Annotated in this window: 12 protein-coding genes; 10 read left to right on the forward strand and 2 right to left on the reverse strand. The window is 38.4% G+C overall.

The window, feature by feature from the left end; all coding sequences use genetic code 11:
- Nucleotides 1–205: 205 nt before the first annotated feature.
- The gene (locus SAGCYANO_RS42750; protein ID WP_202225556.1) at nucleotides 206–1,888 is read right to left on the reverse strand and encodes an NAD(P)H-quinone oxidoreductase subunit 4; all 1,683 of its coding nucleotides are present in this window, start codon (nucleotides 1,886–1,888) and stop codon (nucleotides 206–208) included.
- Nucleotides 1,889–2,364: 476 nt separating this feature from the next.
- Between SAGCYANO_RS42750 and SAGCYANO_RS42755 the strand changes: the two genes are divergently transcribed.
- Nucleotides 2,365–3,066 carry a hypothetical protein gene (locus SAGCYANO_RS42755; RefSeq protein WP_202225557.1) on the forward strand — a complete coding sequence of 234 codons (702 nt, stop codon included), beginning with the start codon at nucleotides 2,365–2,367 and terminating at the stop codon, nucleotides 3,064–3,066.
- Nucleotides 3,067–3,276: 210 nt separating this feature from the next.
- On the opposite strand, the gene SAGCYANO_RS42760 is transcribed toward SAGCYANO_RS42755, so the two are convergent.
- Nucleotides 3,277–3,558 carry a hypothetical protein gene (locus SAGCYANO_RS42760; protein ID WP_202225558.1) on the reverse strand — a complete coding sequence of 94 codons (282 nt, stop codon included), beginning with the start codon at nucleotides 3,556–3,558 and terminating at the stop codon, nucleotides 3,277–3,279.
- A gap of 58 nt (nucleotides 3,559–3,616) precedes the next feature.
- Between SAGCYANO_RS42760 and SAGCYANO_RS49830 the strand changes: the two genes are divergently transcribed.
- The 9 genes from SAGCYANO_RS49830 to SAGCYANO_RS42800 all read left to right on the forward strand — a co-directional run bounded on the left by SAGCYANO_RS49830 (nucleotide 3,617) and on the right by SAGCYANO_RS42800 (nucleotide 13,830).
- Nucleotides 3,617–3,796, forward strand: a complete 180-nt coding sequence (locus SAGCYANO_RS49830; protein ID WP_307786322.1) for a hypothetical protein — start codon at nucleotides 3,617–3,619, stop codon at nucleotides 3,794–3,796.
- Nucleotides 3,769–4,632: an adenosine kinase gene (locus SAGCYANO_RS42765; protein WP_307786323.1), complete on the forward strand. Its 864-nt coding sequence runs from the start codon at nucleotides 3,769–3,771 to the stop codon at nucleotides 4,630–4,632. Before SAGCYANO_RS49830 ends, SAGCYANO_RS42765 begins: the two co-directional genes overlap by 28 nt.
- A gap of 1,444 nt (nucleotides 4,633–6,076) precedes the next feature.
- Complete coding sequence (gene hoxE, locus SAGCYANO_RS42770) at nucleotides 6,077–6,604, forward strand: bidirectional hydrogenase complex protein HoxE (protein WP_202225559.1); 528 nt, start codon at nucleotides 6,077–6,079, stop codon at nucleotides 6,602–6,604.
- Nucleotides 6,605–6,884: 280 nt separating this feature from the next.
- Nucleotides 6,885–8,510, forward strand: coding sequence for a NuoF family protein (locus SAGCYANO_RS42775; protein ID WP_202225560.1), 1,626 nt, complete (start codon nucleotides 6,885–6,887; stop codon nucleotides 8,508–8,510).
- 552 nt (nucleotides 8,511–9,062) lie between these two features.
- Nucleotides 9,063–9,779, forward strand: coding sequence for a bidirectional hydrogenase complex protein HoxU (gene hoxU / locus SAGCYANO_RS42785; protein ID WP_202225562.1), 717 nt, complete (start codon nucleotides 9,063–9,065; stop codon nucleotides 9,777–9,779).
- 251 nt (nucleotides 9,780–10,030) lie between these two features.
- Nucleotides 10,031–10,582, forward strand: a complete 552-nt coding sequence (locus SAGCYANO_RS42790) for an oxidoreductase (RefSeq protein WP_202225563.1) — start codon at nucleotides 10,031–10,033, stop codon at nucleotides 10,580–10,582.
- Nucleotides 10,575–10,703: a hypothetical protein gene (locus tag SAGCYANO_RS48740; RefSeq protein WP_255502907.1), complete on the forward strand. Its 129-nt coding sequence runs from the start codon at nucleotides 10,575–10,577 to the stop codon at nucleotides 10,701–10,703. The genes SAGCYANO_RS42790 and SAGCYANO_RS48740 overlap by 8 nt, the downstream gene beginning before the upstream one ends.
- 632 nt (nucleotides 10,704–11,335) lie before the next feature.
- Complete coding sequence (locus SAGCYANO_RS42795; RefSeq protein WP_202225564.1) at nucleotides 11,336–11,875, forward strand: thermonuclease family protein; 540 nt, start codon at nucleotides 11,336–11,338, stop codon at nucleotides 11,873–11,875.
- Nucleotides 11,876–12,402: 527 nt separating this feature from the next.
- Entirely contained in the window at nucleotides 12,403–13,830 is a 1,428-nt protein-coding gene (locus SAGCYANO_RS42800; RefSeq protein WP_202225565.1) for a Ni/Fe hydrogenase subunit alpha, read from the forward strand.
- Nucleotides 13,831–14,118 lie beyond the last annotated feature (288 nt).

The following is a 14,118-nucleotide window of genomic DNA, read 5'->3' on the forward strand; positions in this document are numbered from 1 at the left end:
CTACTTCCTACTCCCTACTCTCAAGAAGATTTAGCAAGACTTTTGAGATTTGGTATAACATGGAGAAATGTTTTTCCCACTGTAGTCGTATTGCAGAAAATTTTGACAAAAAAATAGTAGGGATATTGTATGCAACATCCCTACTGTAAACCAATTAAAAGTAATAGTTTGAAGCCAAGCTAAAAGCTAATTGCTAAAAGCTATATTATTTGAAGACACCGGAAACTGATAACACTTCAGATTCAGGCATCTTGGGGAATAATGGTCCTTTTGCAAAGAGTTGAGGATTAGCTTTAGCAAAAGTGTATGATTGACGAACCTGACTATTTACTGCCACTGTCTTCGCATCATACATCCGAGTTGCCATTTTAGGATATAGACCAATACCAATAATCAAAACCAAGAAACAAGCAGCGATCGCAACTTCTCGTGGTCTGGCATCAGTATAGACAGCATTCGCAGGTAACACACAGTTAGTACCGTAGCAAACTGCTTCATCTAAAATTTCATTTTCATAAGGAGTATCTTTGAGGATACAAGTAGGTGCTTTACCAGTGCTGTAGAACATTTGACGCAACATGGAAAGCAGATAAATAGGTGTCAAAATCAAACCAACTGCTGCGAGGAAAACTGTTACAGTCCGGAAAGTCGAACTATAAACATCGCTGCTAGTCACTCCGACGAATACCATAAGTTCGCTAGCAAACCCACTCATTCCAGGAAGTGCTAAAGATGCCATAGCACTAATAGTAAATAGAGCAAATACTTTTGGCATTACTTGACCTAGACCACCCATTTCTTCCAACTTCAGAGTGTGGAGGCGATCGTAAGTTATACCCGCGAGGAAGAATAATACCGCAGCAATTAAACCGTGGGAAATCATCTGTAGTAAAGCACCACTTACACCTAAGTCAGTGAAGGAAGCAATACCTAACAAAACAAAGCCCATGTGAGCTACAGATGAATAAGCCAAACGGCGCTTCATATTAGACTGTCCGAAAGAATTCAACCCGCCGTAAACAATATTCACGACACCCAGAATTGCCAGAATAGGAGCAAAGTAAACATGAGCGTCAGAGAGCATTTCTAAGTTGAGGCGAATTAATCCATATCCACCCATTTTGAGCAATACACCTGCCAGAACCATTGATACAGGTGAAGAAGCTTCGCCGTGAGCATCAGGTAGCCATGTATGTAGAGGGAAAATGGCCAATTTTACTCCAAAAGCGATTAATAATCCTGCGTAAAGTAGAAGCTCTAAGGTCAGTGGATAATCTTTCAGACCTAGTTCCACCATATCGAAGGTAATATTGCCGCCACCGTATAAAGCCATTCCCAAGGCTGCCACTAGAATAAATATGGAAGCTGCTGCTGTGTAGAGCAAGAATTTTGTTGCAGCGTAGCGACGCTTTTGGCCACCCCAGATGGAAATGAGCAGGTAGACAGGAACTAGCTCTAGTTCCCACATAATAAACAGTAGCATCATGTCTTGGGCTACGAATACTCCTATCTGGGCGGAGTATAGCACCAGCATTAGAAAGTAAAAAAGACGTGGTTTGTAGTCTACTTGCCACGCCGAGAATATTGAGAGTGTTGTTACCAGGCCAGCTAAAAGTACCAGTGGCATAGATAAACCGTCTACTGATACTGCCCAACTTAGACCTATCTGAGGGAGCCAGGCATATTTTTCTACGAGTTGAAAAGTTGAGTCGCTGGCATTGTAGTTATTCCAGAAGGCGTAGCACATTAGTGCAAAATCAGTAATTCCTACACCAAGGGCGTACCATCTCATGGTCTTTCCGTTTTTATCGGGGATGACGGGGATGAGTAGGGCAGCCAGAAGTGGCAGTAGGACTATGGTGGTCAGCCAGGGAAATTGAGTTGCCATAACAGTGAGAACAAATACTTACCTTTGGTCAATTCTATATTACTAAACTTTGTAAACGTTTGTAAATAAATATTGAAAAAAATATTAATATTTATATCTGAATTAAAACATAAGTTTAATTTATAAGTCAGGAGTCAGGAGTCAGGAGTCAGGAGTCAGTAGGGGCGTTAGCGTCAGCTATGCGTCAGCAAACGGCCGTTTGCTTCGCATAACTATCGTTAACGCCCGTACAGGAGTTATTTTTGTAACGGGGATGCGTGAGCAACTCTCCAAAAATATTTCGCCTTAAAAGGCAGGATTTTAGACCCAATTATTTTGATAAATTAAGGTATTAAGAAGGGTCCGGAGGAGAAAGTTTTTTGTTTGCGTCAACACGCGTGGAGTTTGCTTACGCTATTGAGCGGATATAATATAAAGTTTTGCTAGTGATATAGAACACTTACTCAGATAATACAAGCTGAATAATAATTATTTTGATGTCAGGATTTTCTACTAAAAAAATATTATCGATCGCATTATTTGTGAATTTTGTGGCGATCGCTGCTGTTATCTTCCGAGCAATACTACTGGATAAAGGACCATATCGATATTTTGATGAGGGGTCTTTGATTAATTGGTTATCGGGTATTCAGTTATTAATTATTGCTGGAATTAACTGGAAAATTTATCGTTTAAGAATTGGCAGAAAAGAGGTATCTCAGCCGGGAAAGAATTATCAAAGACTTTGGCAGTTTTTGACTTTTGGTTTTGTGTTCTGCGCTGTGGATGAACTAATTCAAATCCATGAAAGGTTAGATAAATTTATTCATTGGATATTTCAAATTCAGGAAACTGCTTTGACTGATAGTATTGACGATTTAATTATTGTGATTTACGGGATTATTGGTTTGTTGGTAATTTATTATTTTCGTCAGGAGTTTTATCAGTATCGAGAGGCTTTTAGTTATTTTAAAATTGCTTTGATTTTAGCTTGTTTTTCCATTGCACTTGATTTTTTCACCCAAGGTCAAGAAACATCAAACTTGTTAACTGAAACTCAAGAAATGCAAAGGGAATGGCTCAGGAGTATTGAGGAAATATTTAAAGTTTTTGCTGAAGTATTTTTGATTGCTACTTTTTATAAATGTTTGAGAATTGCTCAAAGAATAAAATTTATAGCGCTACGCGCTAGGGAATAGGGAATAGGGAATAGCAAACTGTAAAAGGGTTTTAGCATTGAAAAATGTCCGCGCCCAATTCTTGTAGTGCTATAAAACTTAATAGTAGATAAAGCATTTTTCATAAAGAACTACATTTACGATCCCCCTAAATCCCCCTTAAAAAGGGCGACTTTGAAAGCTCCCCCCTTTTCAAGCGGTTCCCCCCTTATTAAGGGGGTAAGGGGGGATCTAAAACTGTACCTCATAAATTAGAGAAGTGCTATAAAGTAGTGTGTGCGATCTCAAATTCGCTGAAATTGGTATAAAAAAATGTTCCAACCGATGCGCCATTGCCAAATCTTTCTCAATATTCCCTCCTGGGAGGGTTAGGGGTGGGTTTCCATCTCCCCATCTCCCCATCTCCCCATCTCCCCATCCCCCCATCTCCCCATCTCCCCATCTCCCCATCTCCCCATCTCCCCATCCCCCATCTCCCCATCCCCCCATCTCCCCATCCCCCCATCTCCCCATCCCCTAAATTTTATCAGACATGATATTATGCCTAAGTGGCTAAATAATAGAAAAATAGATGACAGCAGAAAACACCCAAAAATTAGATGTATTTGGCGTTGGTAACGCCTTAGTAGATATCCTCGCATTTGTAGAAGAAGACACGATCGCTAAACATTCCCTGCAAAAAGGCGGAATGACTCTGATGGAGGCTCCAGAACAAGGAGAATATTGCAGGACCTGGAAAACATATCTTTAAAAAAGCGTTCTGGAGGGTCAGCAGCAAATACCATGATAGCGATCGCTCAGAGTGGAGGAACAGGTATTTTTGTGGCAAAGGTCGCTGAAGATCCTGATGGTGAGTTGTACCGCAAAGATATGCTCGAGTCCAAAATTGAATTTAATGTAGTTCCTACATCTACAGCAAATGGACCTACTGGTACTTCTGTGATACTGACAACCCCTGATGCTGAACGTACTATGTGTACTAATCTTGGAGTATCTGTGAATCTCAGTGCTAGTGATATTGATCCAGAACAAATTAAGCGTTGTAAATACAGTTATATAGAAGGTTATTTGTGGAGTGGACCGGATACAAAGCAAGCTTGTATTCAAGCAATGGAAGATTCTAAACGCCAAGGGGTTAAAGTGTGTTTTACCTTCTCTGACCAGTTTTTAGTAGATATGTTTGCTGATGACTTCCGCCAGGTAGCGTCAAATTATTGTGATGTGTTATTTTGCAATGCTGATGAAGCTCGTAGTTTCTGTGGAATAGAGTCTTTAGAAGAATGTGCTATCAAAATTGGGGAGTTGGTAGAAACAGCTTTTATTACTAATGGTAAGGAAGGTTGTTTAGTTGTACAAGATAAAAAAATTACTCCTGTACCAGGGTTTGCTGCGAAAGCGATCGATACTGTTGGTGCAGGAGACGCTTTTGCTGGAGGTGTGTTATTTGGTCTTACTCATGATTACACACCCACTCAAGCTGCACGTTGGGGAAATTATCTAGCTTCTGCTGTTGTAGAAATTCAAGGTCCGCGTTTAGAAGGTTCTTGGGCAGATAAATTTCAGGAAGTAGTATCATCTTCTAATTAAAGAATGTTATAGGTTTTAGGTTATATCATGTCCGGTTGAAGACTTATAAATAAACGACGGGGGAGTCAGGAGTCAGGAGTCAGGAAACGAATTTAATATGATCGGGACTTACGCAGAACCAGCATATCTAGTAGGGGCGCTTTCCTAAGGTCATGCTCCGCAAACGCGTTTACGTTTGCGTAGCATCCCGTAGGGAAGTATTCCGTAGGAAAGCGCCCCTACAGGTGGCGTATAAATTGATATTTTGCGTAAGTCCTGATGATATAATGTCCGGTAGCATCGGAGCGTGTATAAAATTAAGTCACAATTGCAAGAAACCCTTCTGCCTTTGTTCCACCAAAGTATAAGTATTCAGGCGGACATGATATGACTCCTCGCTAAGTTATTTATTAGGACTTATATCATGTTCGGACGGGTCAGTTATAAATAAAATTTCAGAACTGACAGTACCGAATAAATACTGAAATTATCTTGATTTTTCTCCTTTCTTCCCTCCTGATATCATGTCCGGATAATTAGTGATGAAAAAACTTACCCTCTTGCTTAAACAGTAAATCTTTCTATTTTCCCCTCCTGGGAGGGTTAGGGGTGGGTTCCCTCTCCCTACTCCCCTACTCCCCACTCCCCACTCCCCTACTATCTTAATAATAAGTATTCAAACGGACATGATATGACTCCTGACTCCTGACTCCTCGCTAAGTTATTTATAAGTATTCAACCGAACATGATATTACGCACCTCAAGGTATTTCTGTCATTGCGACCCATAGGGAAGCAATTTCAAGTCCTAGTTTTTCATACTTCATGTGTAATACCAAGCGTGATAAATGTTTGTTACAAATGGTAGGGACGTTGCATAAGGGCGTCCGTATGAAAGAAGAAATAAGGAAGAAGGAAGAGGGGAAAAATATTGAAAAAAAGGTAAAAACGATAGATATAAATATCTAAAATAAACTGGAACGGCTATTTTTAAGCATACCCGATCAAACTCTACCCTTTTGTAGTATTCTTTTTTCAAAGTGGTATAATACCATTTCTCCATGAAGTTGCACTTACTTAATATAAAGATGAGAATAGTCAGTGTAATAAGGTCTGAACAACAATTATTAAGCGCATTGTTACAGAGAAATGGTTTAAGTCCTGTTGATAAGTATTCAACTAACAGGAGATTATCAGTTAAAATTTTAGTTTATTTTAGGACTTTTGTTGAATAATTATTAAAGATTTAAGCTCGGTCTTAAAGTCAGATTAAACAACAAAGAAGTTGTTTATTAAACCAGATCAAAAAAATGTAATAAAATGTAAACTAAGTGATTCAAAAAAATAGCAATATGTCACAATATAAATAAATTAAAACTTTAATAAGCAGGCAGTAAATATTAAGTAAATATAGGCTACTATCAAAAGCAAATACCAATAGAAGTAAGTTGAGGAGCATTATAGAAATGGAAACTGCTACAAAAGAGACTAAAAGCAAAAATTCTCAACAAGATAAAAAGGGTCATCCTAGTGGCGATAAACGCTTTAAACAGTTAGATATTACAATGAAGCGGAATCAATATCGTCAAGATTCTTTAATTGAAGTATTGCATAAAGCTCAATCAGTATTTGGCTATTTAGAACCTGATGTTTTGACGTATATAGCACGAGGTTTAAAGTTACCATTGAGTAGAGTATATGGAGTAGCAACTTTTTATCATATTTTTTCACTTAAGCCTAATGGCGCTCATACTTGTGTAGTATGTATGGGTACTGCTTGTTATGTAAAAGGTGGTGGAGAAGTGATTAAAGAACTAGAAAAAGAACTAGAAATAAAAGTAGGAGAAACAACAGCAGATAATCAAATTTCTCTGATGGCTGCCCGTTGTTTAGGAGCTTGTGGGATTGCACCAGCAGTAGTATTTGATGGTAGTGTTGCAGGTAAACAAACTCCAGAATTAGTTATAGAAAAAATTAAAGATTGGCAGGAGTAAATCAGTTATCAGTTATCAGTTATCAGTTATCAGTTATCAGTTATCAGCTATCAAAAATAAATAGATAAATTTAGAAAATTAGGGAAAGTTATACCCGATTAAAAGTTAATGTTTTTGATTGTTGAAATATTTAAAACTAGAAAAAGAATCCAGTTGTGAAGTTAAAATATTTAGGCTCCGATACTACAGCACATGATGTCACTTAATTACTTATAACTTTTGACTTTTGACTTCTAACTTTAGTGAAACGGTATAGTGGCTATAAAAAGGAGAAAAAGAGATGGACTATCAAGATTTGCTCGATATTGCCGAAGCAGAAAAAACCAGACAAAAAAGCATTCGCGTTCACTGCTGCACATCTACAGGTTGTCAAGCTGCTAATTCTGTAGATGTAATGAAAAATATGAAAAATGCAGTTAAAACAGCAGGGTTAGAAGAGCGTGTCGAAGTGGTAGGAGTAGGTTGTATGGGATTTTGCGGGCGCGGTCCCCTGGTACAAATAGACCCCGAAGACACCCTCTACGAAGAAGTGGAACCCGAAAACGCTGCCAGCATCATCGACGCACTCAACGGCGGTACAACCCAAGTCACAAAAGGAGACTCCCAACATCCATTCTTTTCTCGGCAACTCCGCATCGTTAGGGAAAATACAGGAAAAATTAACCCCGAACGCATAGAAGAATACATCGCCGTTGGTGGATATGAATCTCTTTACCACGCCCTACATGAAATGAGTCCTGGTGAAGTCGTGGAGGAAATTACTCGCAGTGGTTTGCGGGGTAGGGGTGGAGGCGGTTATCCCACTGGTTTAAAATGGGCAACCGTTGCCAAAATGCCAGAAGGTCAGAAATATATTATCTGCAACGGTGACGAAGGCGACCCAGGGGCATTTATGGACCGGAGCGTATTAGAAAGCGACCCCCATTTAGTATTAGAAGGAATGGCGATCGCTGGTTATGCTGTGGGAGCAAATCACGGTTTCATTTACGTTCGTGCTGAATATCCCCTCGCCATCCAACGGTTACAAAAAGCTATTCAACAAGCAAAAAAATACGGACTCTTGGGTAGTCAAATATTTGACTGTCCTTTTGACTTCAAAGTTGACATCCGTATCGGTGCTGGTGCATTTGTTTGTGGGGAAGAAACCGCCCTAATTAAATCAGTAGAAGGTAAACGTGGCAACCCTGTACCCCGTCCGCCATATCCAGCTCAGTCTGGACTTTGGGGATGTCCGACCCTAATTAATAACGTGGAAACCTTTGCCAATATTGCCCCTATTCTGAAAAAAGGTGCAGAGTGGTACGCTAGTATTGGCACTGAAAACAGCAAAGGCACAAAAATATTCGCTCTCACAGGTAAAGTGCGTAATAACGGTTTAATTGAAGTACCGATGGGAATAACTCTGCGGGAAATTGTTGAAGAAATGGGAGGTGGCGTTCCTGGTGGGGAAGTGAAAGCGGTACAAACAGGGGGTCCTTCCGGTGGTTGTATTCCTGTTTCAATGCTCGACACTCCTGTAGACTATGACTCTCTCAGCAAAGTTGGTTCCATGATGGGTTCCGGTGGCATGGTAATTATGGATAAGGAAACTAGCATGGTTGAGGTGGCGCAGTTTTACATGGAATTTTGTCGTGGTGAAACTTGTGGAAAATGTGTTCCCTGTCGCACTGGTACGGTGCAGTTATATGCTCTGCTGACTAAGATTTTGAATAAGCAGGCGACTGCTATGGATCTAGAAAGGTTGGAGGAGTTGTCTTATGTGGTGAAGGATACTAGCTTATGTGGTTTGGGAATGACTGCACCTAATCCTGTTTTGAGTACGTTGCGCTATTTTAAGCAAGAGTATCTAGATTTATTGCAGGAGTCGGAGTTTAGTAATGGTCATTTTGTAACTGCTGCTAATTGAAGAAGGAGTCAGGAGTCAGGAGTCAGGAGAGAAGAAGGAGTAAGCAAAATACTAACTCCCTAAATATTTAAGTGGTTTATAAGAGTTGAAAAGCTCTGTAATTTTACTTTTAATATCAAGTTGCACTGATTAACCACAATATAAAAAGATGAACAAAGATGGCATACTTCTTAAGATGACTCTTAAGATGACTTAAATTATTAGCCAAGGATTGAAATCCTTGGCGAGTCATGTCATCCGCCAAGAAATAAATTTCTTGGCTCACAGTAGAAGTCATCTAAAGATGACTAAAGATAGTTAACTTAATCATGGCTAATTAATGAGACTTGATATAACAAGAGGTGCAATACCAAGCGTGAAAAAATAATGCTTAACTTAGGTGAAACTTCAATTATTAAGTAATTAACACAAGCGGAATAACTTTTTTGGTAATTAGCACGCCAGTTATTGTTAATTATTCTTATGTTTACTACTCCCCTACTCCCCTACTCCCCTACTCAAGAAATTGTAGCAAACACTTATCAAATTGGTATAATATTAGGAGGGAAAAAGATGTCAGTAAAAACGTTAACTATAGATGGCAATCAAATTGCAGTGGAGGAGGGAACTACTATTCTTGAAGCAGCTAAGGAAGCAGGAGTTCGTATTCCTACTCTCTGTCATTTGGAGGGAGTTACGGATATTGGTGCTTGTCGGTTGTGTCTGGTAGAAGTTTCTGGGGCGAGAAAATTATTGCCTGCTTGCGTGACTCAGGTTGCGGAGGGAATGGAAATTCAGACTCAAACTCAGAAGTTGCAAGAATATCGACGGATGTTGGTGGAGTTATTATTTTCTGAGGGCAATCATGTTTGTGCGGTTTGTGTTGCGAATGGGAATTGCGAATTGCAAAATATGGCAGTAGAGGTGGGGATGGATCATACTCGGTTTCCCTATCGTTTCCCAGACCGGGGAATGGATCTATCTCACAAGCAGTTTGGTCTAGACCATAACCGTTGTATTTTGTGTACTCGTTGCGTGCGGGTTTGTGAGGAAATAGAGGGAGCGCACGTTTGGGATGTGGGAAGTCGTGGTGCTGCTTGTTACATTATTTCTGGTTTGAATCAACCTTGGGGAGAGGTTGATGCTTGTACTGCTTGTGGTAAGTGTGTGGATGCTTGTCCTACTGGTGCAATTTTCCGTAAGGGGGCAACGGTAGCTGAAATGGAGCGCGATCGCTCTAAGTTGGAATTTTTGGTTAATGCTAGGGAGAATAAACAATGGACAAGGTGAATGAAGTCAGAATTTAGAATTTAGAATTTAGAATTTAGAATTTAGAATTTAGAAGTCAAATAAAAGGTGTTTTAGAGCAACTCTTGAAATACAGTTAGAGATAAAACTACTTATTCCCTATTCTACCAATTTGAAACATCCTGAAATTACTGTAGCGTTAAAGTTTTTAAGCTATAAAATCTTACTTTTGACTTTTGACTTTTGACTTTTGAATTCCGTGAAACGGTACTCCCTAATTAAAGGTATTAATTATGTCAAATAAAATAAAATTTGCCACAGTTTGGTTGGCTGGATGTTCTGGCTGTCATATGTCGTTTCTTGACTTAGATGAATGGTTGTTTGAACTGGCAAATCATGTCGAGGTTGTTTATAGTCCGGTGGGCAGCGATATTAAAGAATATCCAGAAAATGTAGATGTTTGTTTAGTGGAAGGAGGTATTGCTAATCAGGATAATTTAGAAATAATTTTTGAGGTGAGAAAAAAGACTAAGACGTTAATTTCTTTTGGAGATTGTGCTGTTACTGCTAATGTGCCAGCTATGCGAAATATGTTGGGTGGTACGAAAACTGTTTTAGAAAGAAGTTATTTAGAGTTGGCAGATGAAAATAAGCAGTTACCAAATGCGCCGGGAATTGTACCAGAATTACTTGATAAAGTTCGACCAGTACATGAAGTTGTTCCAGTGGATATTTTTATGCCTGGATGTCCGCCTTCTGCCGATAGAATTAAGGCGACTTTAGAACCTTTATTGAAGGGTGAAATGCCAAAAATGGCAGGCAGAGAAATGATTAAGTTTGGGTAAAAGAAGGAAGAAGGAAGAAGGAAGAAGGAAGAAGGAAGAAGGAAGAAGGAAGAAGGAAGAAAGAAAATTATTTTTCCCCGGTGCGAAGGTCTCGCTCGCCTCCTGTTTATCAGATAATTAACATCTTAGAAAAATCAAATATCAACAGATGTTAATTTCGTTATTGCGTTAACTCAGTTTTGCTATAGCAAGGTGGTAATAAAATCAATTAACCTTTTAGCATTTGGATAAATGTTAGTAGGTTGGGTTGAGGAACACAAAACCTAACATCAAGGAAAAATTACTTTCCTTTTAGCATTTGGATAAATGTTAGTAGGTTGGGTTGAGGGAACAAAACCTAACATCAACAAACAATTACTTTCCTTTTAGCATTTGGATAAATGTTAGTAGGTTGGGTTGAGGAAACAAAACCTAACATCAACAAACAATTACTTTCCTTTTAGCATTTGGATAAATGTTAGTAGGTTGGGTTGAGGAAACAAAACCTAACATCAACAAACAATTACTTTCCTTTTAGCATTTGGATAAATGTTAGTAGGTTGGGTTGAGGAAACAAAACCTAACATCAAGGAAAAATTACTTTCCTTTTAGCATTTGGATAAATATTAGTAGGTTGGGTTGAGGAAACAAAACCTAACATCAAGGAAAAATTACTTTCCTTTTAGCATCTAAGAATAACAATGTTTAACGCCAACCTAGATATATTTTTGTTGGGTTGCGCTCTCCCTTAACCCAACCTACTCAAAAAAACTGATGAAAAAACACAAAATCAGTCTAATTTTAGCTGTTGTATCCTGTGGAATTTTAATACTTTTATCTATATTAAATACCCCCCAGTCTTTAGCTATTCAACAGGCAAGAATTTCTCAGATTATTGATGGAGATACTTTAGAAGTTACCATGTCACAATGTCGCATTCCTTGGGAAGGAAATTCACAATTATGCCGTCTACAACTTGCCTGTATTGATGGACCAGATTATGGGGATAGTCCCTTTTTTGAGGCTGCCAAAAGTAGACTGGAAACACTGATTCCTAGAGGTACAATAGTATTAATAAGTGATACAGGAAAAAGTAGTCGTCAACGGATAGTTTCAGAAGTATTTAAAGATAATACTTCCATTAATTTACAACTGGTTAATGAAGGAAAAGCTTCCCTTTTCTGTAAACATCTAAATGATACTTGCCCAAGTTCAAAAACTGCTTACTTGAACGCTCAAAATTCTGCAAAACAAGCAGGTTTAGGTATCTGGAATTCTCGACAACCTTGGCAAAAAGCCCGCGTTTGTAATTAGAATAAAACTGATAAACAAAGTAGAGGTAGGTTTGACAAATAAATTTTATAATATTCTCAAAACCTAGTGCCGCTACGCGGAAGTTAAAAGTCGTAGGGGCGTTAACGATAGTTATGCGAAGCAAATGGTATTCGCCCTCAAAAGTATTGATTGGTAAGGCTTTTAGGATTTTGTAACTGGTTAGTTATTTCTGCCATCCTGCACTAGAGTTTAATTTAAGTAAGTTAGGTTTTGTTTCCTCAAGCAAAACTACTAAAATTACTTTCCTGTTTCCTTTTAATTAAGGAAAAATTTTAACTCTAACCTACACATCTTTTTTGTTGGGTTGCGCTCTTGATTAACCCAACCTACTAAAATTACTTTTCTGTTTCCTTTTAATCAAGTTAATCAAGGACAAAGTTTAACGCCAACCTAGATATCTTTTTGTTGGGTTGCGCTGCCGCTTAACCCAACCTACTCACAAAAATTGCTTTGACAAATTTATCAAAATCTAGAGATTATTTATTTACTAAAGGAGAAAATAAACTATGTCTAAAACAGTAGTTATAGACCCAGTAACTAGAATCGAAGGTCATGCCAAAATATCAGTAATATTAGATGATGCGGGAGAAGTATCCGACTGTAGATTTCATGTCGTAGAATATCGAGGCTTTGAAAAATTTTGTGAAGGGCGACCTTTTACAGAAATGGCAGGAATAACAGCTAGAATTTGTGGAATTTGCCCAGTAAGTCATTTATTAGCTTCTGCCAAAACAGGGGATAAAATTCTTGCAGTGCAAGTTCCTCCCGCAGGAGAAAAGTTGCGCCGAATGATGAATTTAGGACAGTTAACTCAATCCCATGCTTTAAGTTTTTTCCATCTTAGTAGTCCTGATTTTCTATTAGGTTGGGATAGCGACCCAGCTAAACGAAATGTCTTTGGTTTAATGGAGGAAAATCCAGATTTAGCTAGAGCAGGTATTCGACTTAGGCAGTTCGGTCAAACAGTTATAGAATTGTTAGGAGCAAAAAAAATTCATGCTGCTTGGGCAGTACCTGGTGGTGTACGTTCTCCCTTATCTGAAGAGGGGCGAGAATGGATAAAAAATCGTCTGCCAGAATCTTTTGAAACTACTAATACTGCTATTAGTTTGTTTAAGGGTTTGTTGGATAACGAATTAAAAACTGAAGCCGAAGTTTTTGGTAAGTTTCCATCATTATTTATGGGATTAGTTGGGGCAAATGGTGACTGGGAACATTACGGTGGAAAGCTCAGGTTTACTGATAGTGAAGGTAATATTGTTGCTGATAATTTAAGCGAAGATAATTATCAAGAATTTTTAGGGGAAGCGGTGGAAAGTTGGTCTTATTTGAAGTTCCCTTATTACAAACCAATGGGTTATCCTGATGGAATTTATCGTGTCGGACCTCTTGCTCGTTTAAATGTTTGTTCTCAGATAGGTACAGAAAAAGCAGACCGAGAATTAAAAGAAATGCAAGAGCGAGTAGGTGGTGTTCCTACTTCTTCTTTCTTCTATCATTATGCTCGTTTGATAGAAATTATTGCTTGTTTAGAAAGAATTGAACAATTGATAGATGACCCGGATATTGTTTCTCCTCGCACTCGTGCTACTGCTGGTATTAACTGTTTGGAAGGAGTGGGAGTTAGTGAAGCGCCAAGAGGTACTTTATTCCATCATTACAAAGTAGATGAAAATGGGATTATTCAGAAGGTAAATATGATTATTGCCACTGGTCAGAATAATTTGGCAATGAATCAAACTGTTACTCAAATTGCCAAACATTATATTCACAATAATCAAATTCCAGAAGGAATGTTAAACAGGGTTGAAGCAGGTATTCGAGCTTACGATCCTTGTCTCAGTTGTTCGACTCATGCAGCAGGTCAAATGCCATTACATATTCAATTAATTGCTGCGAATGGCAATATTTTAGATGAGGTTTATCGGAATTAACAGAAGGAAGAAGGAAGAAGGAAGAGGGAAGAAGGAAGAAGGAAGAAGTCAGAAAATTATCGATATCAAATTAACTTCCTAGAAGTATCAATAGAGGTAACAATTTCCAACTCCCCATCGCCAAAAATATCTTTCTGTAAAACAAGGAAGAAATAAGAAGGAAGAAGGAAGAAGTCAGAAAATTATTAATATCAAATTAACTTCCTAGAAGTATTATTAGGGGTGAAAATTTCCTACTCCCTATGGCCAAAAATATCTTCCTTTTTGTTTTTTCTTGATGGCAAATAT

This window comes from Okeania sp. KiyG1 (genome assembly GCF_014132355.1).
Classification (GTDB): domain Bacteria; phylum Cyanobacteriota; class Cyanobacteriia; order Cyanobacteriales; family Microcoleaceae; genus Okeania.

Excerpts from the sequence above, each read along its gene's own strand:
- SAGCYANO_RS42795 (WP_202225564.1), top strand. The coding sequence starts at position 11,336 with ATGAAAAAACACAAAATCAGTCTAATTTTAGCTGTTGTATCCTGTGGA.
- SAGCYANO_RS49830 (WP_307786322.1), top strand. The coding sequence starts at position 3,617 with ATGACAGCAGAAAACACCCAAAAATTAGATGTATTTGGCGTTGGTAAC.
- SAGCYANO_RS42755 (WP_202225557.1), top strand. The coding sequence starts at position 2,365 with ATGTCAGGATTTTCTACTAAAAAAATATTATCGATCGCATTATTTGTG.
- hoxE (WP_202225559.1), top strand. The coding sequence starts at position 6,077 with ATGGAAACTGCTACAAAAGAGACTAAAAGCAAAAATTCTCAACAAGAT.
- hoxU (WP_202225562.1), top strand. The coding sequence starts at position 9,063 with ATGTCAGTAAAAACGTTAACTATAGATGGCAATCAAATTGCAGTGGAG.
- SAGCYANO_RS42775 (WP_202225560.1), top strand. The coding sequence starts at position 6,885 with ATGGACTATCAAGATTTGCTCGATATTGCCGAAGCAGAAAAAACCAGA.
- SAGCYANO_RS42790 (WP_202225563.1), top strand. The coding sequence starts at position 10,031 with ATGTCAAATAAAATAAAATTTGCCACAGTTTGGTTGGCTGGATGTTCT.
- SAGCYANO_RS42800 (WP_202225565.1), top strand. The coding sequence starts at position 12,403 with ATGTCTAAAACAGTAGTTATAGACCCAGTAACTAGAATCGAAGGTCAT.
- SAGCYANO_RS42750 (WP_202225556.1), bottom strand. The coding sequence starts at position 1,888 with ATGGCAACTCAATTTCCCTGGCTGACCACCATAGTCCTACTGCCACTT.
- SAGCYANO_RS42760 (WP_202225558.1), bottom strand. The coding sequence starts at position 3,558 with ATGGGGAGATGGGGGGATGGGGAGATGGGGGGATGGGGAGATGGGGGA.